We start from the raw sequence: 26,192 nt of genomic DNA on the forward strand, positions 1-26,192 counted from the left end.
GCGGATGAAAACAAAGCTGCTTGCCGTAAGCCTGGTCCTCTCATTGATCTCGGCGATACTTTTCTATTCGGACACCACCAGTGCGGATACACCTGAGGCGTATAACGCTGAACAAAGCTATGGAATAGCGGGTAAGGCGATCTTTTATCTGCGTGTGCTGAAAAGCGACGGTACTGCAAGCTCCACCGGAACAGGAATAATCCTGTCTCCGGCCGGTACCGCAGCAACGGCGTATCATGTGGTCAAAAACGCACAGCGCATTGAAGGAGTCATGGCGGATGGGACGGTGATTAGTCCGATTAAAGTCACGAAGTCCGACGAGCTGAAGGATGTGGCCATCCTTGAATTGCCAAGTCCTGCTGCGATGAAGCAAAAGGATAATACCTATGCTTATCTGCCGCTACGCAAGGATAAGCTGAGACATGGTGAAGCGGTGTATGCCCTGGGCTATCCGCTCAAGAATACAGCGATCATCACGGAGGGGATCGTCAACACTCCGGCAGCCGACATTAACGGCCGAAGCCGGATTCTAACCTCGGCCCAGGTGGCAAGCGGAATGTCCGGGGGGCCTCTGCTGGATACGCACGGCGAGCTGGCGGGTATCATCTCCGGTTCCCTGCGGACGATGAATAACATTCATTTGATTGTGAATATGGAGGATCTGCGCAGCCTGCTGCCAGCTTCCTTCAACTAAAAGCATTACCAGAAGCAGCTTACACTTGAGGCTGCAATATAATACCGACTAGGGCTGTCCTCAGGCGTTTCTTGGCAAACGCGGGGACAGCACTTTTTTTAAAAATATAAGAACTTATAGGTTTCACACGATAACTTATCCTTCTATTTCTCGCTGAAACGGTACCGTCCTTTACAAGGACGGCAAAGCCGTTTCCACTTGAATATAGAATGTATAAGCTGCTTGATAATCGTAATGCATCCCTATGGAAGGAGGAGGAGCCCGGGTGATTAAGGCCTATTTGCTGGATGTGAATCAGAAGGATCTCTATAAGCTGTCATCGATGCTTCAGCATACAGGCAAGGTAAATGTGATCGGTATGTCTGCTTATCCCGAGAATGTTGTGGACCGGATTGTTCTGTTGCAGCCCGACGTGCTGTTTCTGGATCTTCAGCTGCCCGGTCACCAAGGAGTCGTAGTAGCCGAGCTCGTGAAGAAAAAGCTGCCGGATATTCAGATTGTGGTGGTCACAGAGACGAAGCAGCATGCCCTGTGGGCCTTCGACCAGGACATAGTGGATTATGTGCTGAAGCCGCTGGAGGAGGTCCGGCTGGGCCAGTCTCTGGAACGGCTGCGTAAGGGAAGCTGAAGCAGGCGGGCGTCTGGAATCAGGATGCCGGATGTCTCTGCCCATGGTACAATATACGGACAAGCAGAAAGGATGGGTGATTTTAGTTGAAGTACGATTTTAACCGTATCATTGACCGCCGCAATACCCGTTCCTACAAATGGGACCAATCGGAGAAGCTGTTCGGAGACAAGGAGATTCTTCCGCTGTGGGTAGCGGATATGGACTTTGCAAGCCCTCCTGCGGTACAGGAAGCGATTCTTCGCCGTGTACAGGCAGGCGTATATGGCTATAGCGTGACGGGTGACTCCTACAAAGCGGCGATTACCGGCTGGTACCGCAGACGCCATGACTGGGAGATTCAGGAGGAGTGGATCTCGGATTCTCCGGGGATCGTTACCTCACTCAGCCTGTCTGTGGAGCTGTACAGCAAGCCGGGAGATCAGGTGATTCTGCAATCGCCGGTCTACTATCCTTTTTATGATGTCATCCAGATGAATGACCGCAAGGTGGCGGTGAATCCGCTGAAGCTGGAAGCAGGCCGTTATGTCATGGATTATGTCCAGCTGGAAGAGCTGATGGCCGGTGGCGCGAAGCTGCTGCTGCTGTGTAATCCGCATAATCCGGGCGGCAGAGTATGGGAACGGGAGGAATTGCTGCGCCTGGGCGAGCTATGCCTGCGCTACGGGGTAACGGTGATCTCGGATGAGATTCATTGCGATATGATCATGCCCGGACACAAGCATATTCCGTTCGCGTCCCTGTCCCCGGAGCTGTCGGACATTACGCTGACCACACTGGCGGCGACCAAAACCTTCAATCTGCCGGGGCTCCAGACCTCGTATATTGTCACCTCCAACCCGGAGCTGAAGCGGAAGTTCGATTATAAGATGAAGACGCTCAGCCTGCATATGTCGGCCTTCTTCTCACCGGAGGCGGTAGAGGCTGCCTATAATGAAGGCGGAGAATGGCTGGATGAGCTGATCCTGCACATTAACGGCAATGCGGAATATGCCATCAGCTATCTCGCGGAGCATCTCCCGCAGGTGAAGCCGATGCAGCCGGAGGCCACCTATCTGCTGTGGATCGACTGCCGTGCCCTCGGACTTGATGCGGACGGGCTCAAGCAGCTAATGTACCGTGAGGCCAAGGTAGCGTTCAACGAAGGCTCCGTCTTCGGACCGGAAGGCCAAGGACATCTGCGCATCAACCTCGCTTGTCCGCGCTCCGTGCTGGCTGAAGCGCTGGAGCGGTTCGTGAAGGCTGCGGCCGCTTATGTAACCCGATAATCTGTAATGAAGAATCCGTCGCCTGATGAGGCTGGCGGATTCTTTGTTTAAATATAAGAATTTATATGTTTCACACGATACATTATCCTTCTAATTCTCGCTGAAACGGATACCGTCCTCTTAAGGATGGCGTAGCCGTTTCTGCTTGTGTGCAAACCATATTGAGCAACAGGTAACCCCATGTTAAGATGAGCAGTGCGAATAAGCCGAGAGAGCAAAGTGAATATAGGGAGTGGAGAGATAGAGATGAGTAACAGTACAACTAGAATCATCATCGATTGTGACACAGGAATAGACGATGCACTGGCGATATTGTATGCGCTCCGGGCGCCGGGGGTAGTGGTTGAGGGGATTACGACGGTGTTCGGCAACATTGATGTGCAGCAGGCGGCGGATAACACGCTGCGGCTACTTGAGCTTGCGGCTCCGGGCTATGAAATCCCGGTAGCGCTCGGGGCTTCCCGGGCGCTGGTGCGCGAGCTAACCGGCTTCTCCACCCATGTTCACGGGGAGAACGGCATTGGCGGCGTTCAGCTGCCGCCCTCCCGGCAGGTGCCGGTACAAGAGACGGCAGCGGAGTTCATCACGCGGATGGCGGATGAGCATCTGGGAGAGCTGGTCCTGGTGACGCTCGGACGGCTGACGAACCTGTCGCTGGCCCTGGATCTGGACCCGCAGCTGACCTCTAAGCTGAAGAAGGTAGTGGTTATGGGCGGTACGGTCTTTAAGCCGGGCAACGTTACGCCGGTAGCCGAGGCCAATCTGTGGGGCGACCCGGAAGCGGCTGACCGCGTGTTTACTTCCGGGCTGCCTGTAATGATGATCGGACTGGATGTGACACTCCAGACGCGGATTACATCTGAGCATGTTGAGCTGCTGAAGCGGCATGGACGGGAAGAGAATAAGGCGGTTATCGACTTCATGGAAGAGTCGCTGGCGTATTATTTTAAATTTTACCGCGAGGCGAACTATCTCATTAACAGCGCTCCGCTGCATGATCCGCTGGCCCTGATGGCCGCCTTGCAGCCGGATCTCGTAACCTGCCGCCGGATGAAGGTCCGTGTAGAGCATCAGGGAGTGTTCACCTCCGGTATGGTCGTAGCAGATTTACGGGCACAGCCCAAAGAAGGCGAATTCATTGAAGTGGCTGTAGATGTGGACGCTGAACGGGCGGTCGGTGTCTTTTTGAGCGTATTTATGTAGGTGTAAGGGGAACCCCGGACAGGTGAATCTGCAATGGTTACAATCTCTTCATTTGCTATATTTATCTAGTTTGCTAGAATAGTAGGGAATGTAAGGTTGAGAGATTCACAATCTATCTAAGAGAATGGGGAACTTATTCATATGAAGAAGCATTTGGCCAAAATAGTATTATGCGCAGCGATCTCACTAGGCAGCCTTACGGCACTCCCGGCAAGTGCGGTCCATGCGGCGCCTGCGGGTGTGAGTATTATGCTGGACGGTTATCCGCTGCCGTTCCCGGTAGAGCCGGTGATGATGAATGGAACGACTATGGTGCCTTTCCGCGCCATCTCAGAAGCCCTGGGAATTCAGGTGGAATGGAATCAGAAGGCCCGCAAAATCACGGCCACCCGGAAGGACGCAGCTGGCGCTGCTCCAACCGTAGTGGTCCTGACACTCGGCAGCAAAGATGCAGTCGTGAACGGGACAGTGGTGAAGCTTGCGGCAGCGCCGCAGGATATCCGCGGAACGACGATGCTGCCGCTCAAATTCTTCAGCCAGCAGTTCGGGGCGGCAGCCTCCTGGGATCAGGCGTCCAAGACCGTGTCCATCACCTCCCCGAAGCGGGACATGTACACCTTAGGCTTTTACGCACAGAAGGCGTACAGTGAGGTCTCGCTGATTCCGAGCTTTGATGCGGTTGCTTTTGGCTGGGCGCGGATTGACAAGGACGGCCAGTTCACCACCACGGGCAAGGATTTCTGGTGGCCGGAGGCGGCAGGCGAGGTTACGCCGGAATCGATTGTGCAGAATGCCGCAGCGGGTGGGACGGCACCCTACCTGATGGTCTATTCGAGTGACTCGTCGCTGGAGCTGAGCAAGAATCTGGAGGATACGCAGCTCAAGCAGCAGACGATCGCCAGTATTGTTGAACTTGCTTCCAGCAAGGGATTCAAGGGTATCGGACTGGATCTGGAAGGACTGGGACTGACCGGGGATAAGGCGCTGGTGCAGAGCCAATATAACGCTTTTGTCAAAAATCTCTCCACAGCCGCCCGTGCCGCCAGCCTCAAGCTGACCGTCATTCTGCATCCGCTGAACAGCTCCTACAAGGGGTATGACTACAAGACGCTGGGGACACTTGCGGACGATCTGGTTATCATGGCTTATGCCTATGAAGGGGAGACCGGGCCGGAGCCGATGAATAAGGTCGATGAGAGCATCCGGCTGGCGCTTGATCAGGTCAGCAAGGACAAGCTGATTCTCGGGATATCGGTCTACAGTGAGAACGAAGCCTCCGTCAATGCTAAGATCGGTCTGGCTAAGCGTTACGGCCTTAAGGGAATTGCGGTCTGGCGTCTGGGGATCATCGGCCAGCCGGTGCTGAACCGGATGGGCGAAGCTATCGAGCTGTAGCAGGTACTATCTATCTTAATGAAGACTGCTGTATGGTGAGCCTAAAACCGTGCAGCAGTCTTTTTGCAAAGAACAAATATCAAATGTCACATTAACCTCGCGGGCTAACCTGTATAATTCTATAGTTAACTTTATTGCGAATGTGCCAACATCCAAGGAGGACTATAGAAGATGAGTACGAAATATAAAGCACTGGAACTGGATAAGCCGATGACTTACGAGCTGGAAGGGCTGGAAGTCGGCGTGACCTCGAACTGCAATTTCCGCTGTGATTACTGCTGCGCTTATAATAGAAACGATGGTCAGACACTGGACGGTAAGGAGGTCATCCGCATTCTGGAGGAGCTGCCTAATCTGAAGCGTGTGCGTCTGTCGGGCGGAGAGGTTACACTGAAGTTTCAGGATTGTGTGGAGATCGTTGCCTATTGCACCTCCCGGGGCATTCAGACCCAGCTCAACTCGAACGGCAGCCTGCTGAATGAAGAGCGAATTGCACAGCTGGTCGAGGCAGGTCTGACCACGATACATATCTCTTTCAACTTCACCACCGCCGAGGGCTTCTCGCGTTATTACAACATTCACACCAGCGTATATCACAAAATCAGAGAGAACATCACCATGTTCGCCAAAACAAACGTGAATGTCGTCCTGGAGACGCTGCTGTTCAATGAAACACAGGATCATATGCAGGAAATCAGCGAGCATGTCTATTCTATGGGCGTAAGAACGCATGAAATCCAGAATAGTATTATCATGGGACATACCGGCTGGAAGGCGATTGCCGCCCGGGAACAGCTGAAGAATGCCGTCAATGAGCTGATTGCGCGGAAGCCGGAGGATACCACCCTCTACTTCACCTGTATGGACCGGTTCATGGACGCAATGGGCTTCGAGGAGCAGCCGGGCGTCTATTTCCCGCATTGCATTGAAGGGATGAAGCAGCTTCATCTGCACGGCAACGGCGATATTCTGATCTCCGAGCTGTGCCACCCGGTCATTATCGGCAATATCTATAACGGAACGTCACTGAAGGACTTGTACAGCAACATGCCGGCACCGCTGTCGGACTATCTGGAGAAACGGCCTTGCCCGGCGCTGGACGCTTTGTTCCCGCAAGGAGTATAGCTCATTTACCGGATCTGGCAGCAGAGAGAGTCAGTGCAGCGGTGTATGATGGCATAGTTAACATGGAGGGATGAGAACCATGCTTGGTGCAGTAAGACGCGGATTAATATCATCCAACCGTGTGCTGGAGCGGATCATGCCGCTGCTAACACCCGCAGCCATCGTAGTTGGCGTGCTCAATGAGGTGTCCCTGCTTCCGTTAACGTGGCTGGTGCCTTGGATCTTCGCCGGTATGACGCTGATCGGCAGTTTGAAATCGAATTTCCGGGATCTGCTAGCCGTGCTGGTCAAGCCGCAGAAGCTGATTATTCTGCTGGTTATCCTGCACGTTGTAATGCCGCTGATCGGCTGGCTGGCCGCGATGCTGTTCTTCCCGGGCGATCCTTATACGGTTACAGGGTATGTGCTGCTGTTCGCGATTCCAACCGGGGTGGTCAGTGTAGTCTGGGTATCCATGCATGGCGGGAATATTGCGCTTACGCTGGCGCTGATCCTGATTGATACGCTGTTATCGCCATTGATTGTGCCAGCTACCTTATATGTCCTGATGGGGGCGAGCGTACAGATGGACGCCGGTGAGATGATGCGGGGCCTGCTCTGGATGGTGGTGCTCCCCTCCGTAGCGGGAATGCTGCTGAATCAATTCAGCAAAGGCAAGATCAGTGCTGCCTGCGGGCCGCCGCTGGCCCCGTTCGTCAAGGTGGGCTTGTTCACGGTGGTGTCAATCAACGGTGCCAGCATTGCCCGGTACCTGAAGCATCCGGACGGCAAACTCGTTCTAATTATTGCGGTTACCTTCGTTACGGTTGCGCTCGGCTATGTTATTGGAGCATTCGTCTCGCGCCGCCTCCATTATGACCATGAGAGCTCCGTGGCCGTGCAGTTCAACTCCGGCATGCGTAATCTCAGTGCAGGCGCAGTATTGGCTGTGAGCTACTTCCCGCCAGCCGTGGCGCTGCCTGTGATCTCCGGTATGCTGTTCCAGCAGATTCTGGCTGCCTGCTCCGGCTTGTTCATCCGCAGCAGGGTGAGACGGCGGCAGGTGGCTGATCAGCGGACAGATCGGCCGGGTGCCCCAGCCCCGGCAGACAGCCGCAGCCCGATGTAGAATAGCCCCCGTTATATGAACCCGTTTTTCCTGATCATGCCGCTGTCAGTGGCAGAAAGGAAGAGCGGGTTTTGTAGTGTGTGTGGGATAAAAATGTATAATTAATGCCTTGTTTCGACAAAATTCGATATTATTTCTGAAAATACTACAAGGAATATTCATTATTTTCGAGGAAAATCCGATAATTATTGTAATAATGTAACCATTTTGGCGGTTTGGAAGCTATATAAGCAGCACTCAAGAAATAAACGAAAAGCAAAAAGAAGCGGAGGGGAAATTTGGAACTGTAGGAGTGATAGCGTCCGCCTTTGTCAACGGATTTCTACCACGAAGAGCGGATTAAATCTGAGAAATCCGTTGACAACAGCGGCCGAAAGTCCAAATGTTCACCGCAGTGACGACCTAGCTTCGAGTTCAAAACAAAGTGCGCTTTATTAGTGGATTAGAAAAGGGCGGAAGGAAGTAGAAAATCATGAAGATTCGTATGAAGCTATCGGTTATGATGATTGTCGTTACACTTATTTCTACAGCATTAATGGGGATTTTTACGTACACCAAATCTACAGGAACCATCATGAATCTTACTGAATCTTCCATGGGACAGATGAGCACCAATAAAGCGCAGACCATTGCCGCCATGATTGATAAAGAGAAGCGTAGTATGCAGCTGGTAGCCGGGGATAGCGAGATTGTACAGCTTTTGACGCAGGCAGGAAATAACGGACTCAGCGCCGGAAATCCCCTGCAGAATCAAGTGAATGTGAAGCTTCAGGGTCTGGTGAAGGATGCAGGCAACCTGGAGCATATGTTTGTGGTTGATCTGAAGGGAACGGCGGTGGCGGATAGCGATACCAAGCTGGTCGGCGCCAACTTCAGCGACAGAAATTATACGAAGAATGTCTTGAAGACCGGGTTGCCTGTAATCAGCGAGACGCTGAAATCCAAGTCCACAGGGGCTTATATTCTGGCTTTTGTCCATCCGGTGATGAGCGGTGAGAATATGATCGGGTTCGTCGCTTCGGCAGTCCGGGCGGACAGTCTGGTGACTTATCTGGCAGATGCCAAGGTGGCGGGTGCACCTTCCTCTTATGCTTACCTGGTGGATGAAACGGGGAATACGCTGTATCATCCCGACGGGAAGAAAATAGGTTCACTGGTGGAGAACGAATCTATCAAAGCCGTGGTTGAGCGGGTGAAGGCGGGGGAGAGCGTTGCGGATGGCATTGTGGAATATACCTTCAACGGGGCTAAGAAAAAAGCTGCCTACACCGTGCTCCCGGAGACGAAATGGACTCTGGTGCTGACCGGAGATGTGGACGAGGTGCTGCAGCCGGTGAGCGAGATGACGAATTTCATTATGCTGCTCGGCCTGGGAAGCCTGCTGCTCACTCTGCTGATCGGGACTACAGTGGCTACCCGGATCTCCTCACCGATTATCAAGCTCACGGAGCTGGTTAACCGCACGGCGGAGCTGGATCTCAAGTATGATAATCAATATGAATATTTGACTAAAAGTAAAGACGAGACAGGAACCATCGCCAAGGCAATGTTCCATACCCGCGCGGCGCTGCGTGAGATGGCCGGCAGTCTGATTGCCATCTCCTCCAAGGTGCTGGACAATGCCGAGACGCTGGAGAAGCTGTCGAACGAAGTCAGAGAGAATGCGCATGATAACTCAGCCACTACCGAGCAGTTGTCGGCAGGTATGGAGGAGACAGCGGCTTCTACTGAGGAGATGACGGCGGCCATTCACGAGGTTCAGAACTTTGTCAGCATGATCACCAGCAAGGTAAAAGAAGGCTCCGGCTTATCCAGCCAGATTACGGAGCGGGCCCTGGCCCTTCAGCATGATGCGGTGACCTCCACCGGGAACGCGAAGCAGATCTATAGCTCGGTCCGCAGTGAAATGCAGAAGGCTATCGAGCAATCGGGAGCGATCCACGAGATCAACGTGCTGGCAGATACGATTCTCTCGATTACCAGCCAGACCAATCTGCTGGCCCTGAACGCAGCAATTGAAGCTGCACGTGCGGGTGAGGCAGGCCGGGGCTTCGCCGTGGTCGCCGGTGAGATCCGCAAGCTGGCCGAGAAGTCCTCCGAGACGGCGGCCGGCATTCAGGAGGTGGTTAAGAATGTCTATTCCTCCGTAGAGCAGATGAAGGAGCATTCTGAAGCCGTGCTGACGTTCATTGACCGCAATGTGCTGGGCGATTATGAGCGCCTGACCGAGGTCGGCCATAAGTATAACAGTGATGCTTCCACGATTAACGAGCTTATGAGCCAGTTCGAGGAGTCAGCCGATCATCTGAACGAGACCGTCTCCAGCATCGCTATCGCTGTCAATGAAGTGGCGGCTACTGTGAACGAGGGAGCTGTCGGCGTGCAGGATATTGCGGAGAAGACGGCCGATATTGTGGAGAAGACCTTCCATGAAGCCACCATGGCGGATGAGAATACGCAGAGTGCCAAGGAGATGCAGCAACTGGTAGAGAGATTCAAAATCTAAGCCGGTTTCAGCAGATCTTTACCTGGGCTTCATCTGTTTTTAAGCTTGAGGGGGTATAGTACTCACATACCCCCCTTTAATATAACTTTTGGCCCCGCCGGACGCTGGCGGGGCCCCTTTTTTTATTTCTCGCTGAAACGAATGCCATCCTTTAAAAGGACGGCAAGGCCGTTTCCACTTGTGTACACTATTTGCACAGAAGCCGGGGCATCCGGTATGCTATATGTAAGTATAATACTGGAAGGAGGACGCTTCATGAGAAGATTAATGCTCAGCTCTGCGCAGAGTCTATGGACCCACACACAGCGGTTAATGTGCAGAGCGGATAGCTATACTCCGCTGTAACGATTCCCCAGTTCCTCTGTGAATACCTGTCTGATAGACTCTGCTGCCTTGATAAGTTGAACTAACTTAAAAGGAGCGGAGCAAGATGAAATATATTAATGCAGATGTGATATTGCCGCAGCAGCTGCTGCAGGAGATTCAGAAATATATGCAGGGCGGGATGCTCTATATCCCGAAGTCCGAGGGACAGCGCAAGCGGTGGGGGGAGAATTCAGGCGGCAGATCCTACTTAAGCGCCCGGAACCAGTCCATCCGTGAGCATTATGCCAGCGGACTAAGCGTAACCGAACTGGCGGAGCAATTCTGCCTGTCAGCCGACAGCATCAAGAAGATTGTGTATGGAAACAAGCAGAGAGGATAGAGGTCTTAAAGGCACATAAGGTAGCCATTTCTGCTTATGGGGTTCACCCCGGGCTGGCTTCGATTGCACTATGTACATTCCACTCGCAAGTACTCAAGCTGATCCACCCTAAACAGTGAGGCTGTCCCAAGAAGTCGCGTCATGACTCTTGGAGCAGCCTCTTCTTTTTGTGCAAAAGTCAGGTTATACCTGTCTATTATCTATGTCCGCCGCCTCCGCCAACCCTATAATGAATGCAGACATCCATATGAGGGGGCAGGAAGATGAAATTAGAAACAGCAGCAAGGGATATAGTACTGCGGGCGCTCAAGGCGTATGAATTAGATTGGACGAAGATCGAATATATTGGACAATCCGATAACATTACCTTCAAGCTAGAGACGGAAACTGCGGGGAAGCTGCTGCTGCGGCTTCATGACGAACGGTGCAGCCGGGCAGAAATTCTGTCGGAGCTGGAGTGGCTTAGGCATCTCAGCGGTGCAGCGGAGCTGGTTGTCCCTGTGGGGCTGCCCGATTCAAGCGGCAGTTATATCCTTGAGACTGGCAATGAAGCTGGCAATGAAACTGGCGGTGAAGCGCAGCAGCTTAACTATGTTACCCTGATGCGCTGGGTCGAAGGGGAGCATTCAGCGGGCAATCTGCAAGATGAACAGCTCTACGCTGTAGGGGTGATGCTGGCTGGGATGCATGAAGCGGGCAAACAGTTTGTACCCTCCGCTGAGTTCACCCGGCCGGCTTGGGGAGCGGACAGCTTCCGCAAGGAATGGGATAAGCTGGAGAAGCATCATGAGGTTATGGTCCCGGAAGCTGGGTGGAAGCTCTATCAGGCTGCCGCCGCCAGAATCCCTAGTGAACTCAATGCTATGACGCCGGCCCCCGGAAGCTATGGCCTGATTCACGGTGATCTGCACTTTGGGAACGTGGTATTCGCTGAGGGTCAGCCCCGGGCAATTGATTTCGGCCGCTGCGGCTACGGCTATTACCTCTATGATCTGACCGCGGCTCTGCTGGAGCTGTCCGCGGAGCAGCGCAGGAGCCTGATTCGGGGCTACAGCAGCGTCCGTGCGCTGGAACCTGATTATGAACGGAAGCTGGAATGCTTCTTTGTCATGATCATGATCAGTAATTACAGCCATCACATCTCTAATCCGGATGAGCTCCCCGGCTTGCGCGAAGAACAGCCGTATGCGCTGGCTTACCTTAGAGAATACGTGAACGGCGCGAGCTTTTTGTTCAGGAGAATTGAACCCTTCGTGATAGCGTGAGGGGCCGTACTTCACTTGCTGTTCCCCGGAAGATGCCGGTGGAGCGGCTTTTTTGTGTGCGCCGGTGCCGCCGCCTAATTCCGACTCATCCCTATTGAGCCATCCGTCAGACCCTTTGTCCTCTGTCCGGCAATCTGTAAATATGTCCATTGATCCTAGAATGAGGACATTTTTTGCGCTCCCCCGTGGCGTTACCATAAAGATATCAAAGAGCAGCCAGCTTTGAATCACCGGTAAAAGGGGCGTATACAGATGAAAAGATCCATGCAAAAATCAGCATCTATCCTAATGACGGTCATGATGTCGGCCATGGTTGTAACCGCTTGCGGCGGAAACAATGCGAACAGCGGCAGCGGCGGCAATACCGCAAGCGGCGGGAACAGCGGCACCGAAGCGCAGGGCAGCAACAGCAGTGGCAGCAGCGGCGGCAAGAAGACAGAGCTTCTGTTCTGGTCACCGTTCTCCGGCTCGGATGGCCCGTTCATGAAGAAAATCGTGGATAAATACAACAGCTCCCAGGATCAATACAAAGTGAATTTTGTGATCCAGCCGAATGGGGAGTATTACAAGCAGCTTGATGTTGCGCTCAGCACCGGCAAGGAACGGCCGGACCTGATGATCATGCACGTCGATCAGGTGCCGACCTATCAGAGCAAGGACCAGCTCCAGCCTGTCGATGAACTGGCGGCGGCAGCCGGAATCAATCCGGCTGATTTTGCCGAAGCCCCGGTTAAATATGCCACCATCGACAGCAAGCTGTACACGATTCCGCTCGATATTCATCCGGTCGTGATGTATTACAACAAGGATCTGTTTGAGAAAGCAGGGATCACCGCACCTCCGGCAAACCGTGCCGAATTCGACGCCGCCGCAGAGAAGCTGACGGACAAAGCCAAAGGCGTATACGGATATGTAGTCCCTACCCTCTGGCCGCAGCAGTTCATCTTCCCGTCGCTCGTCTGGCAGAACGGCGGAGAGCTGTGGAACGGAACGGATGTAGCCTACAATTCTCCTGAAGCGGTTGAGATGGTACAGTGGCTGCGCGATATGGTCGACAAGGGCATCTCCCCGGCCAACGTACAACAGGACGGCGAGAACACCCTGTTCTTACAGGGAAAGAACGCGATCCAGTTCAACGGCCCATGGATGAAATCACAGTTCGATGAAGCCGGACTGAATTATGGCGTAGCCGTAATGCCGCAGATCGGCAAAGCGAAGCAGGCTATATATGCAGGCTCTCACGGTTTTGTGGTTCCTAAGGCTGTCACTGACAGCAATACGCTGGCCGGCATCGGGGATTTCCTGAAATACGTCTCCGGCAACTCGCTGGACTGGGCTGAATCCGGTCAGGCGGTCGCCTCCAAGACCGTGATGGACAGTGCGGAATTCAAGGCGATGGAGTTCCAGAGCACCGTATCCCAGAGCTTCTCCTCCGTACAGTTTGCACCGAATGTGCTGAACTGGGGCACGATTGTCGAGCCGGTATGGAGCGAGCTGAGCAATGCCATTCTCGGCAAAAAATCACCCCAGCAGGCGATGGATGATGCTGTAGCCAAATCCCGTCAGGCGATGAAATAGCACCCGAAATGAATGGTTCATTTCGGTAAGCAAAGCGGGGAGCGCTGCACAGCTTCCCGCTTTTCCCTATACGAGGAAATGGAGGAATCCCTTTTGAAAAGCACATGGACGTCCCGCTTCACCTCATTTCTGTTCATCCTGCCCTATCTTGCAGCCTTCGGACTGTTTCTGCTGTTTCCGATTCTGTACGGCTTTGTGATCAGCCTGCAGGACTTCGAGCTGCTGTCTGACACGCATCCCTTTGTGGGGCTGCGCAATTATATTACGATTTTCACCCCCGGAACGTATGAGAACAGCATTTTCTTCCGCGGCCTGTGGACCACCTTCCAGTTTGTCCTGTATTCCGTTCCGTTGCTAATCCTTGCGGGGCTGGGGATGGCGATGCTGGTTAATGCGCTGCCGGCGAAGCTCCGGGGGCTGTTCCGGACGTTCTATTTCCTGCCTTACGCACTGTCGGCCTCCGTAATGGCCGTGATCTGGCTGATGATGTTCGATACCAATGCCGGATTCATTAACAGCCTGCTGCAAAAGCTGGGCCTGACCGCTATCCCGTGGCTGACGGACACGCCCTGGGTCTGGATTTCACTGGTGCTCACCACGCTCTGGTGGACGATCGGGTTCAATATGATTATTTTTGTGAATGCGCTCAATGAAGTGCCGGAGGAGTATTACGAGGCGGCTGCCATTGATGGAGCAGGCGCCTGGAACCGGTTCGTGTCGATTACACTGCCTACGATCCGGCCGGTCATGCTGTTCGTGATGATTACCTCGACAATCGCTTCCTTCAACATTTATGCCCAGCCGTTCCTGCTGACGCGCGGAGGGCCGGGAGACACCACCAAGGTGCTGCTGATCAATGTACTGGACCAGGCATTTGCGCGCAAGGACATTGGCTCGGCTTCCGCAATGGCGATTCTGATGGCGCTGCTGATCATGATGGTGTCAATCGTACAGTTCCGTCTTACGAACCGGAAGGAGAACGTCTAAATGGGTAAAGCAAAAAAAACGGGCCTGCTGGTGCTGGCCGTCCTGATTGCGCTGTTCGTGCTGCTGCCGCTGGTCTGGATGCTGTCCACGGCCTTCAAGAATGACTTCGAAGCCCTCTCCGGGCGGATGAACTTCTTCCCGCAGAAGCCCACGCTTGATAATTTCGCTCAGGGGCTGGGTGGGGAGCTGATGAACACCCCTATTCTCCGCTGGATCATCAATTCCTTGTCAGTCGGGATAGCCGGTACAGCCATCGTGCTACTGATTGACTCCATGGCGGCGTTCGCTCTGGCCCGGCTGCCGGATCTGCCGCTGCGCCGCACGCTGCTGTCCATGTTCATCGCCTCGCTGATGATTCCGGGCGTGCTGACCTTTCTGCCGATGTACATGGAGTTCAATGCACTGGGGTTGATCAACACTTATCAGGCGCTGATTCTGCCGGCTACTGCCGGGGCGTTCGGAGTGTTCCTGCTGTACCAGTTCTTTGTCTATTTTCCCAAAGAGATTGAAGAGGCTGCCCGGATCGACGGAGTGAACAAGTGGAAGCTGTATACCCGGATTCTGCTGCCCTCGGCAGTCTCAATTATGATGACGCTGGGTATTTTCACCTTCATGGGAATCTACAATGACTTTGTCTGGCCGCTGTATGCCACCACCTCGCCGGAGATGCGGACGATCACTGCGGGGATTGCTATGATGGCTACAGGAAGCTACACCCAGAGTTACGGCAAGCTGATGGCCATGACTACCGTCGCCGCACTCCCGGTGCTGATTATCTTCATCGCCGGTCAGAAGTCATTCGTGAAGGCGATTACGAGTTCGGGAGTGAAGTAGGGTCACTGCGGTGAACATTTGGATTTCCGGTGACTGCTGATGCTGTAGAAAAGGTTCGATAACCCTTGGAGGAGTAGAAAATGCTAATAAAGCCAGAAAAACCGCAGAAGGCATGGGCAGGCAGGAAATCACGTAAAATAACCTACACCCTTGCGGCGGTTCTCTTAGTGATACTCGCAGGAGGTGCATATTTGTTGCTGCAGCAAGGGAATAGCGGAACAGATGAGGTCTACAAAGGGCATGGGGGAACGTTCAAGAACACGCTGGCCGAGATGGATACGCCTGATCCGAGCGTGATTTACAGGGAGGGGTATTATTACATGACCTTCACCCATAACGGAACGGATATTATGGTGATGAAGTCACGAACCCTGGATTTCCGCCAGGCAGAGCGGAAGGTGGTGTGGTACCCGCCGGCCGGGACGGCCTACTCGGCGAATCTCTGGGCACCCGAGCTGCAGTATATCCGGGGCAGCTGGTATATCTATTTTGCCGCAGATGACGGAAAGAACGAGAATCACCGGATGTATGTACTGCAGGGGGACAGCGTTGATCCGCTGGGCGATTATACCTTCAAGGGTCAAATAACTGACGATACCAATAAGTGGGCGATCGACGGGCTGGCGATGGAGGTGAATGAGGAGCTGTATTTCGTCTGGTCCGGCTGGGAAGGCGGGGTGAACGCTGCGCAGAATACCTATATCGCGCCGATGAGTGATCCGTTGACAATCAGCGGGCCGAGGGTACTGATTAGTGAACCGCTGCTTCCCTGGGAGCAGGCCGGAGGTCCGCCTTATATCAACGAAGGCCAATCTGTCCTTCATCATGACAACCGTGTCTTCATTGTCTACTCCGGGGCGGGCAGCTGGACCCCATATTATAGTCTGGGCCTGCTGGCGCTGAAGCCCGGCGGCAATCCGCTGGAAGCCGCAGACTGGACTAAGTCGGAGGAGCCGCTGCTGGCGATGGATGAAGCCGCCAGAGTGTACGGGCCGGGGCATAATTCATTCACGGTCTCGCCGGATGGCAGCGAGCAGTGGATTGTATATCATGCTACGGCTGGAGTGCATGACGGCTGGAACAACCGCAAGGCGCGGGCCCAGCCGGTCCGCTGGGACGATGCAGGGCTGCCGGTCTTCGGCAAGCCGCTGCCGCTAAGCACAGCGCTTGAAGTTCCAGCGGGAACGGGAGTATTCCTGGCGGAGAATGCCATCCGCAGCGGTACCTGGCTGGAGTTCCCGTCCCTGCCGTCCACAGTGGATAGCGCTACCCCGTTGCTGGTGCATTATTTCAATCCGGGGCAAGAGCCGGTTGAGGCGGCTGTAACAGTGAATGGTGGAGCGCCGTCAATGCTTCAGCTGACGCCGTCCGGGGAAGGGCAGACCGGATATGCCTATGTTCGCTTGCCGTTCGCAGCCGGAATGAATACGGTAGCTCTGGAGCTGCCGCAGGGGGTAAAGGCTGAACTGCGGGCGGTAGAAATACCGCGTTACGAAGGTGAAGCCCAGACGCTGGAGGGGGAGGCAACGGCTGAAGACAACCCGTATGCCTCTGGCGGTGCGGCGGCACTATTAAGCGGAAGCGGGGCAGCGCTGCGCTTCGGCAATATCGAGGTCCCGCACAGCGGAATCTACACGGAGACGGTGGCTGTCCTGAATGCTTCACCCGATGCGAAGCTGGAGGTATCTGTGAACGGGAGGCCGAAGGCCGCCTCTCTCCCTGAACGGCTGGAACGGAACCAGCCAGCATTCATGGAGCTGAAGCTCAAATTACAGGGCGGGGTTAATGAGATCATTCTTTTTGACAGACAAGGCAGCTTCGGTATAGATTATATGGATATATGGCAGAAACGTGAATGAGCCTGACAGATTCATAGACGGCAAGCAAGGCGGGGGCTTACTTATATGAGAGATACCAGATGCAATACCGGATATAGACGAAATAAACTGATTGCGCTTTCAATCCCGCTGCTGGTTTTGCTGCTGGTGCTGGGCGGCTGCGGTGCTGAGGATGCGGCGGAACCTCCACAGGCTGCTGCCGAGCCGGTAACTCTGGAGTACTGGACCCCGTTCAGCGGAGGAGACAACATCTTCATGACCGAGCTGGTGGAGCAGTTCAACAAGGAACACCAGGATATCCGGATCGATCAGATCAACTCCCGGCTGGATGATTATTATTCCCGGCTGCGTACAGCCATTCTGTCCGGCAATGCGCCGGATCTGGCCATTATCCACGCCACCAATCTGCCGCAGTTCGTGCAGAACAGTTATATCGAGCCGCTTGACGGACTGGCTGCGGATACCGGGCTGGACTGGGGCCAGTTTAATGCCAAAATCGCTGAATCCACAGTCTACGGCGGCACCCATTACGCGGTACCTCTGGATACGCATACGCTGGTGCTCTATTACAACAAGAAGTATTTGCGGGAAGCCGGGCTGCTGGACGCTGAAGACAAGCCGTTGATCAGCCGGGGAGAGCAGGGATTTACCGCATTTCTGCAAAAGCTGAAGCAGTCTGTTCCGTCCGGTGTCGCACCGCTGGCTCTGCCCAGCACACGTATTGATTCTGTGTGGTTATGGTGGAGCCTGTACAATCAGATGCCGGGCGGCGGTGTCTTCTACAATCCGGAAGGTACGCGGGCGGTCTTTAACAACAAGGCCTCACTTCAGGCGTTGGAGTTCGTAAACCGTCTGTATCAGCAGGAGCTTATTCCTCCGAATATCAATGATGCCTTTAAGCTGTTCTATGACGGTGAGGCGGCTACGCTGATTACCGGGGTGTGGGGGACCGGCGCTTTTGAGAAGGATGAGCAGCTGGAGCTGGGGGTCGTGCCGATTCCGGTCATTTATGACCATCCTGCGGTCTGGGGAGATTCGCATACCCTGGCTATTCCGGCCAAAAGTGAGATGAGCGCAGAGAAGCGCCGGGCAGCGATGATCTTTGCCCGCTGGGCGGTGGAGCATGGGGTGATGTGGGCGGAAGCAGGGCATGTGCCGAGTTCCCGGAAGGTCGTGGAGAGCGGGGCGTATGCTGCGTTGAAATTCCGCAGTGATTATGCCAACACCGCCAATTCCGTAGCCTATTGGCCGAGAAATGTGAAGCAGTGGAGTATTAATGAAGAGATTATCCGGCAGTTTGAGCGGATGATCTATAAGGAGCAAAGTCCGCAGCAGGCTCTGCAGAGGGCGGTGGACAGCATTAACCTTCAGCTGAAGAAATGACGGTAAGGGGATCGAAGGAGAGAATGCGGTTGAAATCATTTCGCGGCTGGTTCAGGAACCTCGCGCTTGCGCGCAAGCTTATTCTTATCAATGTCGTGTTCATCGTATTGCCGCTGGGGCTGATGGGCTATTTCGCCTTTGCCCGCTTTACCGAAACGACGGAGCGCAAGGTGGGCGATTATCAGCTTCAGACGCTGAAGCAGCTTACCCTGAATATTGATACTTATATGAATGAGCTGAACCGGCTGACCGTAATGCCGTACCAATATCCCAAGGTTACCGAATATCTGGCAACGAAGCGCTCCCCCGGAGAACCTTTAACGCTTGATGAGATCAGCGGCTTGAACAGCTTCGTTACCCAGGTGTTCCTGAACGGCCGGGTGGATATTCTGGGCGTCTCGCTATACGGCACCGGAGGTGCCTCGTATGTGGTCATGCCGGAGAGCCAATATGTGACAACCTACAAGCTGGATGAGAATGTAAGCTGGCTGAACAAGTTCAAAGGGCATTACGGACAGCCGGTCTATGTTGCCACGCATGACATAAGCGCAAGCGGCGGTAAGGTGTACCAGGCCTTCTCCATTGTGCGGGAGCTGCGCAGCTTCGATGACGGGGTGACGCTCGGTTATATCGTCATAGATGTGGACCCCAAATTCATCCGCGAGATTCTGTCCAAAGTAAAGCTGGATGCCAGGGAGCAACTGTACATTACGGATGATTCGGGCAATCTGGTGATCGGCAAGGATCACGGAGTGCCGCAGGCTGCGCCTTCCCGCTTACCGGGTAAACCCGCCGAAGGGGTAAGCCATGTGAAGTCGGAGGGAGAGGGCCAGCTGATGGCCCGCGTAACTTCCGAAGTGACAGGCTGGACAACGGTAGGTGTCGTTCCTGTATCCAGCCTGATGAAAGATACCGAGGTGCTGCGCACCTACATTATTCTGATTGGCATCCTCTGTGTGGGCCTGGCCCTGCTGCTGTACGTGTTCATTGCCTATCGCATTACCCAGCCGCTGCGCAAGCTGAGCCGGTTGATGCGCAGTGTTGAGCGCGGGGATCTCAGTATGGCTTTTCCGGTAAGCGGCACGGATGAGGTAGGGATGCTGGGCCATTCGTTCAATGGCATGCTGGCCAAGCTCAGCGAGCTGGGGTATCTGCTCTATGAGACGGAGATCCGGGAGAAGGATGCGCAGATTGCCGCGCTGCAGAGCAAGATTAATCCGCATTTTCTGTACAATACACTGGGTTCGATCAGCATGTACGCCGAGCTCGAGGGCAGTCCGGAGATTATTGCCATGTCCAACAATCTCAGCAAGCTGCTGCGGTATAGTCTGAGCGGACGCAAGGAGCATGTGACGCTTCAGGATGAACTGGATCATGTCGGCGGGTATATGACCATCCAGCAGATGCGTTATGAAGAGCGGATTCAGTTCAGCATGAGTATCGAACCTTCGCTGCTGGGCTGCGAGGTCATCCCGCTGATGATCCAGCCGCTGGTGGAGAACGCCATCAACCATGCGCTGGACCAGGGGGTGGGGCGGGGCGTGATTTCACTGACCGCAGGCAGCAGCAATCAAGTGCTTACAATTACGGTTGAGGATGACGGAATCGGTATGAATGCGGAGGCGCTGGAGGCGCTCCGGCTGCATCTGCGGAATACGCAGGAGCTCGGCGGACGCTCGGGTAACGGGCTGCTGAATGTTCACCGCCGGATTGTGCTGCATTACGGGGAGGAATATGGTCTTTCCCTGGAGAGCATGCCGTATCAGGGCTTCAAGGCGGTGCTTAAGCTACCGGTCATTCACCAGCAGGGCAGAGCAGAGGAGGATGACGGAGTTGCCTAGAATACTGATTGTTGACGATGAATCGGTCTTCCGCAAAGGTCTGCGCAAAATGATCACCAGCCTGGACGGTAACTGGGAGGTGGTCGGTGAAGCCGCTGACGGCTATGATGCGCTCGACAAGCTGGCCGAGCTGTCGCCCGAAGTACTGCTCACCGATATCCGCATGCCGCGGATGGACGGCATTCAACTGCAGCAGGTGGCCGGGGGGCGCTTCAAGGATCTGATGACCGTCGTGGTCAGCGGGTATGACGAGTTCGCCTATGTGCAGCAGTCGATGCGCCAGGGAGCGAAGGATTATCTGATGAAGCCGGTCGAACGCCAGGAGCTAAGCCGTGTGCTGGAGAGGCTGGGCCGCGAGCTGGCCGAGCGTAAGGCAACGCCGGTGCTGAAGAATGAGCCGTGGCAGGTGCAGCCTGTGCTGAAGCGGCATGTGGCCGGCCATCTGATCGAGAGTCTGCTGAAAGGCAAGACAGAAGAGAGCGACCTCCAGCTGCTGCGGGAGATGGGTTTTGCCTTCGGGCATCCCTATTTCATCTGTATTGTGATCAAGCTGGATAAGCACTCCGTGGAGAAGGAACGTTACCAGCGGGGCGATGCCTCCCTGTTCCTTCTGTATATCCAGCAGGTTGTGCAGGAAATGTTGAACCGTCATGCTACAGGATTAAGCTTTGTACTGTCGGATACTGAAGTGGTGGCCTTGCTCAATACGGCGGACCCGCAGCATTCCTTATCGGCACCGGGCAATCTGGGCGACCAGATCCGCAGGCAGATCCGCTCATTGTCCAACCTGACGGTGACAATCGGGGTCAGTAATCCGGCGGAAGGACTGCCGGGAATTCCCAGGGCGTACAATGAGGCCGGAATCGCGCTCCTGTACCGGTTGATTGAGGGCGGTGACAAGCTGCTCGATTATGCCAAAATGAAGAGGCGTCCCCACACAGGAAACGGACCCCTGAAGTGGTCTTGGGAGCTGCTGGAGAAGTCGATTACCGGCGGCAGAGTGACGGGCATTGGCCCGATTGTTGAGCGTATGATTGATGAGCTGTGCAGTACGGCCGAATCACCGGAGAGCATCCACCAGCAGATCTGCAAGCTGCTGCTGTACTACTACGAGCTGGCCGAGGAGCTTAATGTTACCGAATCCTGGCTGGGCTCCAAGGATATCCGCAAAGTTCTGTTCGATGTGTGCAGCCTGTCCTCACGGGAGGAACTGGCTGAGAAATGCCGGGGGCTGCTGCTGGGCCTGACGGGAAGTATCGCGAAATCCAGGGAGACAAAGGATATCGATCCGGTAACCGCTGCCCAGCGCTATATTTCGCAGCATTATGACCATCCGCTGAGCCTTAAGGAAGTGGCGGATGCGGTTTATTTGAACCCGGCGTATTTCAGCAACCTGTTCAAGCAGAGAACTGGCGTCACCTTTATCGAATTCCTGACGCAGATCCGGATGGAAGAAGCCCGCAAGAAACTGGCCTTCACCGATGAGAAAATCAGCAGAATCGCAGAGGAGACGGGCTTCGCCAACGTGCGCCACTTCAACCGCGTGTTCAAGAACTGCAGCGGTGTTTCTCCTAAAGCATACAGGGACGGCACTCGCAGAGCGCAGGCGGCATCTATGAATAGCCAGGACAGATAACCCGGACCGAAATCCGGACTGAAGTCCGGTTCAGTAGAATAGTACCTTACCATGAGCAGCCCCAGCGTGACGGAAATCCTGCACAAATTGCAACAATCGGAGCTCAACAGGCCCCAGCGTGACGGAAATCCTGCACAACGTGCAACATTCGGCATTGAGCAGCCCCAGCGTGACCGAAATCCTGCACAAGTTGCAACCTTCGGAGCTCAACAGCCCCAGCGTGACCGAAATCCTGCATAAGTTGCAACAATTTGCTGTTGGTAGCTACAATCCGAGACTGGCAAGGTGGTGTGAACTCACTCGTCTGTCTGGCGGAGAATATGTGTCTGGAATTCACAGTGCAGTCGCCCGAATCGCCTCCTCTACTGTAACCAGCTGCTCGCTCCCCAGCTCCATATCCTTCAGCCGCAGCTTCTGCTCCGCGGCTTCGCTCTCTCCGACCATAATCACGTAGCGGACGCCTTTGACTGAAGCTGCGGCCAGCGTTTTTTTGAGCCTGCGCGTGCCGGTGTCCACGCTCGTGCGGATACCGGCGGACCGCAGCGCAGCGGCAGCAACCAGAGCCTGCGGCAGGTATCCGCCGCCGATCGGAATGATCAACACGCCGGAACGGTCCGCCGTATCTGCCGGGCGCTCGCCCAGCAGGGCCATAATCGACTCCATCCCGAAGGAGATGCCGACGGTAGGATATTCTATATCCTCACGCCCGACAAGCTTGCCGATGATGGCATCATACCGCCCGCCGCCACCCAGACTGGACGAGTAGCCGCCTGTGGCATCGAAGATTTCGTATACAGTCCCCGTGTAGAATGACAACCCGCGTGACAGAAAAGGATCAAAGGCGCACACCTCCGCAAGGCCAATCGCGTCAATCAGCTGCTGCAAGGCAAGCACTTCGAGCGCCCCGGGCTGCCCGTCGAGCGAATATTTCTCCACCAGTTGTCCGAACTCAAGGTTCCCCAGCTCCAGCAGCTCGGCAATCCGCTGAATCGTATCTGCCGTCAGCGCTTTGTCCGTAAGCTCAGCCAGCACCCCGGCGCTGCCGATCTTGGCCAGCTTGTCGAGGGTCAGCATCACGGAGAGCTGCTCCTGCTGCGGAACACCGACCGCACCCAGAATCTCGCCGAGGAAGCGGCGGTTGTTCCACTTCAATGCCACCGGAATCTCCAGGCTGCGGAACACCTCTGCCGCGAGCTGCATCAACTCAGCCTCCGCCTGCGGACCGGCAATGCCGACGACATCGGCGTCACATTGCAGGAATTCGCGCAGGCGGCCTTTTTTGACCGGACCATCCCGGAACACCTTGCCGATCTCATACCGCCGGAAGGGGAATTCAATCCCCGGATTTAAGGCAATCACCTTGGCAAAAGGAATCGTCAAATCGTACCGCAGCCCCACCCTGCGCCCGCCCTGATCTGTAAGCTGGTACATCTCGCGCAGAATTTCATCGCCCCCCGCGTATTTGGAGGTTAGCAGCTCCAGCTCATTCAGCATGGTCGTAGCCATAGACGCGAAGCCGTACAGCTCGAACAGCTCCTGCAGCGTAGTCCGCACCTTCTGGCGGATGGCCTGTTCCCGGCCGAAGTAATCATAGGTTCCTTTAATATTTTGCATAATTAGCAGCTCCCTTGAATGTGAATTCGGTGAAAATAAAAAACGCGCCGGACCCCGTGGTCCCGCGCGCTTATCTATGCCGCAGGGAGGTCAAACGCGAAATGCGTTAGCCCTCCCTGAATGAATTCAGGTGTGCTAACGCTGCTTGTGATGATGAAGCTGATTCGTTATGATGGACAAGCGGTTCATAGGAATCAATTCCCTTCCGGCTGGATTACAGCACATTATAGCGGATGGGGAGCAGCGGCGCAAGAGTAACATTTTTTATCGTGAAGGAGCAATCATAATGAATGACAAAGAGCTGATCACAGCAGCGGAGCATTTTGCGCAGGAGCAATTGGGCCAGGATACCACCGGCCATGACTGGTTCCATGTGAGCCGGGTGCGGAATACGGCCGCCCTGATTGCCGGAATGGAAGGGGCCAATGTGGTGATCTGTACCATAGCCGCCCTGCTGCATGATGTAGCAGACGAGAAGCTGAATCCCTCCAAGGAAGCGGGCCTGCTCAAGGTGAGTGACTGGCTGGACGGACATCTGCCGGATGAAGCGGCGCGTAAGCATATTATGGAGATTATTGCCACGATGTCCTTCAGCGGCGGCGGGGGCGAGCCCATGTCAACGCTGGAAGGGCAGGTGGTCCAGGATGCGGACCGTCTGGATGCGCTTGGAGCTATCGGGATAACGCGGACCATGGTCTTTTCGGGAGCCAAGGGCCGTCCGGTCTATGATCCGCAGCTCCCACCGCGTGACGAATCGCTGCAGAAGGAATACCGGGACTATTCCAAGGGGACGGCGGTCAATCATTTTTATGAGAAGCTGCTGAAGCTGAAGGATCTGATGAACACCCCGTACGGCAAGCAGCTTGCGGAGGAGCGGCATCAGTTCATGCTCAGTTTTTTGGAGCAATTCTATAAGGAATGGAATCAAGGGGCAGAGTAGCTGTTATAATGAAGGTATGCGCAAGATGGATGGAACGCGGGAGATCCCGCCTGAACCGGAACAATCGGCATAGAAGAGGTAGAATATAATATGAGTGAAGTACAAGTACAGTTTAGTGATTATGGTCTGAATGAGGAGATTCTCCGCGCGCTGGAGGTTCTGAAGTACACGGACCCTACAGAGGTGCAGCGGAAGGTCATTCCTGTAGCGTTGAAGGGACAGGATCTGATCGTCAAGTCGCAGACCGGCAGCGGCAAAACCGCAGCCTTCGCCATCCCGCTCTGCGAGCTGGCCGATTGGGCGGAGAACAAACCCCAGGCGCTGGTGCTGACCCCCACCCGGGAGCTGGCCCAACAGGTGCGCGAGGACATTACGAACATCGGCCGCTTCAAGCGGATTAAGGCGGTAGCCCTGTTCGGCAAGCAGCCGTTTGCCCCGCAGAAGATTGAGCTGACCCAGAAGACGCATGTGGTTGTAGGTACGCCGGGCCGCGTATTCGACCATATTGAGCGCGGTACGCTGAACCTGAGCCGCATACAATATCTAGTGATCGACGAAGCGGACGAGATGCTCAGTATGGGCTTCATCGAGCAGATCGAGAAGATCATTAAGCAGCTGCCCAAGGAACGGGTAACGATGCTGTTCTCGGCGACACTGCCGGAAGTAATCAAGAATCTGTGCCGGAAGTATATGAAGGACCCGGCGGATATTGAGATTGAAGCCAGCGGAATGACGACAGCATCGATTGAGCATGCACTGATTGAGGTTGTACAAGCTGCCAAATTCGGGCTGCTCAGCGATCTGCTGACGGTGGAGAACCCGGATAGCTGCATTATTTTTTGCCGGACCCAGGAGCAGGTGAACGCCCTCTTCCGCGGGTTGGCTGACCTCGAATATCCGGTGGACAAGATCCACGGCGGCATGGAGCAGGACGAGCGGTTTGAGGTAATGAATGCCTTCAAGCGGGGCCAATTCCGCTATCTGATCGCCACCGACGTTGCGGCCAGAGGGATTGATATCGAGAACATCACCCATGTCATTAACTACGATATCCCGCTGGAAAAAGAGAGCTACGTCCACCGCACCGGCCGCACCGCGCGCGCAGGCAAAAGCGGCAAAGCGATCACCTTCGTGACGCCGAACGAGCACAAATGGGTCAGGGAAATTGAGGGCTATATCGGCTTCAGCCTGCCCGTCATGAAGGCTCCTTCAGACGATGCTGTGGCCTATGCCAAACCTGCCTTCGACCAGAAGCTGGGCAAGCAGCAGGTCCGCAAAGCGGGCAAAACCGAGGTCATGAACCAGGATATCATGAAGCTGTATTTCAATGGCGGCAAGAAAAAGAAGCTCCGCGCGGTGGACTTTGTCGGCACCATTGCAAAGCTTGAGGGTATCACCGCTGAGGACATCGGGATCATCACGATTCAGGATAACGTGACCTACGTCGATATTCTGAACGGTAAGGGACCGCTTGTACTCCAGACAATGAAGGAGACCACGGTCAAGGGCAAGCTGCTGAAATGTCATATTGCCAAGAAATAAGCCGGAGCTGCTGCTATTGCAGCCGGGTATCGAACGCTGTCACACTGGGCAATAAGGCCGGGGTGACAGCGTTTTTTTGAAATAGTGATGTATGATACAAT

At 54.7% G+C, this 26,192-nt stretch carries 20 protein-coding genes; 19 read left to right on the forward strand and 1 reads right to left on the reverse strand.

The features are described 5' to 3' along the window. Window positions 1–4: 4 nt before the first annotated feature. The 17 genes from NSS83_RS31180 (at window position 5) to NSS83_RS31260 (ending at window position 21,995) form a co-directional block, all read left to right on the forward strand. Window positions 5–694: a serine protease gene (locus NSS83_RS31180; RefSeq protein ID WP_341347223.1), complete on the forward strand. Its 690-nt coding sequence runs from the start codon at window positions 5–7 to the stop codon at window positions 692–694. A 265-nt stretch (window positions 695–959) separates the two neighbouring features. Further along, a complete protein-coding gene (locus NSS83_RS31185) occupies window positions 960–1,322 on the forward strand; it encodes a response regulator (RefSeq protein WP_341186769.1) in 363 nt (120 codons plus the stop codon). A gap of 86 nt (window positions 1,323–1,408) precedes the next feature. Next, window positions 1,409–2,590 carry a MalY/PatB family protein gene (locus NSS83_RS31190; RefSeq protein WP_341347224.1) on the forward strand — a complete coding sequence of 394 codons (1,182 nt, stop codon included), beginning with the start codon at window positions 1,409–1,411 and terminating at the stop codon, window positions 2,588–2,590. Window positions 2,591–2,836: 246 nt separating this feature from the next. Beyond that, the gene (locus NSS83_RS31195; RefSeq protein WP_341347225.1) at window positions 2,837–3,793 is read left to right on the forward strand and encodes a nucleoside hydrolase; all 957 of its coding nucleotides are present in this window, start codon (window positions 2,837–2,839) and stop codon (window positions 3,791–3,793) included. Between the two features lie 141 nt (window positions 3,794–3,934). Further along, window positions 3,935–5,188 carry a stalk domain-containing protein gene (locus NSS83_RS31200; RefSeq protein ID WP_341347226.1) on the forward strand — a complete coding sequence of 418 codons (1,254 nt, stop codon included), beginning with the start codon at window positions 3,935–3,937 and terminating at the stop codon, window positions 5,186–5,188. A gap of 171 nt (window positions 5,189–5,359) precedes the next feature. Further along, on the forward strand, window positions 5,360–6,313 hold the full coding sequence (locus tag NSS83_RS31205; protein ID WP_341347227.1) for a radical SAM protein: 954 nt from the start codon (window positions 5,360–5,362) through the stop codon (window positions 6,311–6,313). Between the two features lie 70 nt (window positions 6,314–6,383). Next, window positions 6,384–7,421 (forward strand): bile acid:sodium symporter family protein, encoded by a 1,038-nt coding sequence (locus NSS83_RS31210; RefSeq protein WP_341186764.1) that lies wholly within the window; start codon window positions 6,384–6,386, stop codon window positions 7,419–7,421. A gap of 472 nt (window positions 7,422–7,893) precedes the next feature. Then, window positions 7,894–9,927 (forward strand): methyl-accepting chemotaxis protein, encoded by a 2,034-nt coding sequence (locus NSS83_RS31215; RefSeq protein ID WP_341347228.1) that lies wholly within the window; start codon window positions 7,894–7,896, stop codon window positions 9,925–9,927. A gap of 430 nt (window positions 9,928–10,357) precedes the next feature. Further along, entirely contained in the window at window positions 10,358–10,633 is a 276-nt protein-coding gene (locus tag NSS83_RS31220; RefSeq protein WP_341347229.1) for a CD3324 family protein, read from the forward strand. A gap of 263 nt (window positions 10,634–10,896) precedes the next feature. Continuing rightward, window positions 10,897–11,898, forward strand: a complete 1,002-nt coding sequence (locus NSS83_RS31225; protein WP_341347230.1) for a phosphotransferase — start codon at window positions 10,897–10,899, stop codon at window positions 11,896–11,898. A 252-nt stretch (window positions 11,899–12,150) separates the two neighbouring features. Then, window positions 12,151–13,476 (forward strand): ABC transporter substrate-binding protein, encoded by a 1,326-nt coding sequence (locus tag NSS83_RS31230; RefSeq protein ID WP_341347231.1) that lies wholly within the window; start codon window positions 12,151–12,153, stop codon window positions 13,474–13,476. 93 nt (window positions 13,477–13,569) lie between these two features. Continuing rightward, the gene (locus NSS83_RS31235) at window positions 13,570–14,463 is read left to right on the forward strand and encodes a sugar ABC transporter permease (RefSeq protein WP_341186759.1); all 894 of its coding nucleotides are present in this window, start codon (window positions 13,570–13,572) and stop codon (window positions 14,461–14,463) included. Beyond that, entirely contained in the window at window positions 14,464–15,297 is an 834-nt protein-coding gene (locus NSS83_RS31240; protein WP_341347232.1) for a carbohydrate ABC transporter permease, read from the forward strand. Between the two features lie 191 nt (window positions 15,298–15,488). Continuing rightward, window positions 15,489–17,156, forward strand: a complete 1,668-nt coding sequence (locus NSS83_RS31245; protein WP_341347233.1) for a family 43 glycosylhydrolase — start codon at window positions 15,489–15,491, stop codon at window positions 17,154–17,156. A 45-nt stretch (window positions 17,157–17,201) separates the two neighbouring features. Continuing rightward, window positions 17,202–18,518, forward strand: coding sequence for an ABC transporter substrate-binding protein (locus NSS83_RS31250; protein WP_341347234.1), 1,317 nt, complete (start codon window positions 17,202–17,204; stop codon window positions 18,516–18,518). A 29-nt stretch (window positions 18,519–18,547) separates the two neighbouring features. Beyond that, the gene (locus NSS83_RS31255) at window positions 18,548–20,359 is read left to right on the forward strand and encodes a sensor histidine kinase (protein WP_341347235.1); all 1,812 of its coding nucleotides are present in this window, start codon (window positions 18,548–18,550) and stop codon (window positions 20,357–20,359) included. Beyond that, entirely contained in the window at window positions 20,352–21,995 is a 1,644-nt protein-coding gene (locus NSS83_RS31260) for a response regulator (protein WP_341347236.1), read from the forward strand. The genes NSS83_RS31255 and NSS83_RS31260 overlap by 8 nt, the downstream gene beginning before the upstream one ends. 333 nt (window positions 21,996–22,328) lie before the next feature. Here the strand turns inward: NSS83_RS31260 and NSS83_RS31265 are convergent, their stop codons facing one another. Next, window positions 22,329–23,609: a histidine--tRNA ligase gene (locus tag NSS83_RS31265; RefSeq protein WP_341347237.1), complete on the reverse strand. Its 1,281-nt coding sequence runs from the start codon at window positions 23,607–23,609 to the stop codon at window positions 22,329–22,331. Between the two features lie 286 nt (window positions 23,610–23,895). Here NSS83_RS31265 and NSS83_RS31270 point away from each other — a divergent pair, with 286 nt between their 5' ends. Together NSS83_RS31270 and NSS83_RS31275 are read left to right on the forward strand one after the other, a co-directional pair. Next, complete coding sequence (locus NSS83_RS31270; RefSeq protein ID WP_341186751.1) at window positions 23,896–24,549, forward strand: HD domain-containing protein; 654 nt, start codon at window positions 23,896–23,898, stop codon at window positions 24,547–24,549. Window positions 24,550–24,639: 90 nt separating this feature from the next. Continuing rightward, window positions 24,640–26,091: a DEAD/DEAH box helicase gene (locus tag NSS83_RS31275; protein ID WP_341347238.1), complete on the forward strand. Its 1,452-nt coding sequence runs from the start codon at window positions 24,640–24,642 to the stop codon at window positions 26,089–26,091. Window positions 26,092–26,192: the final 101 nt, after the last annotated feature.

The sequence above is a fragment of the Paenibacillus sp. FSL H3-0469 genome, from assembly GCF_038051945.1.
Taxonomy (GTDB): Bacteria; Bacillota; Bacilli; order Paenibacillales; family Paenibacillaceae; genus Paenibacillus_AQ.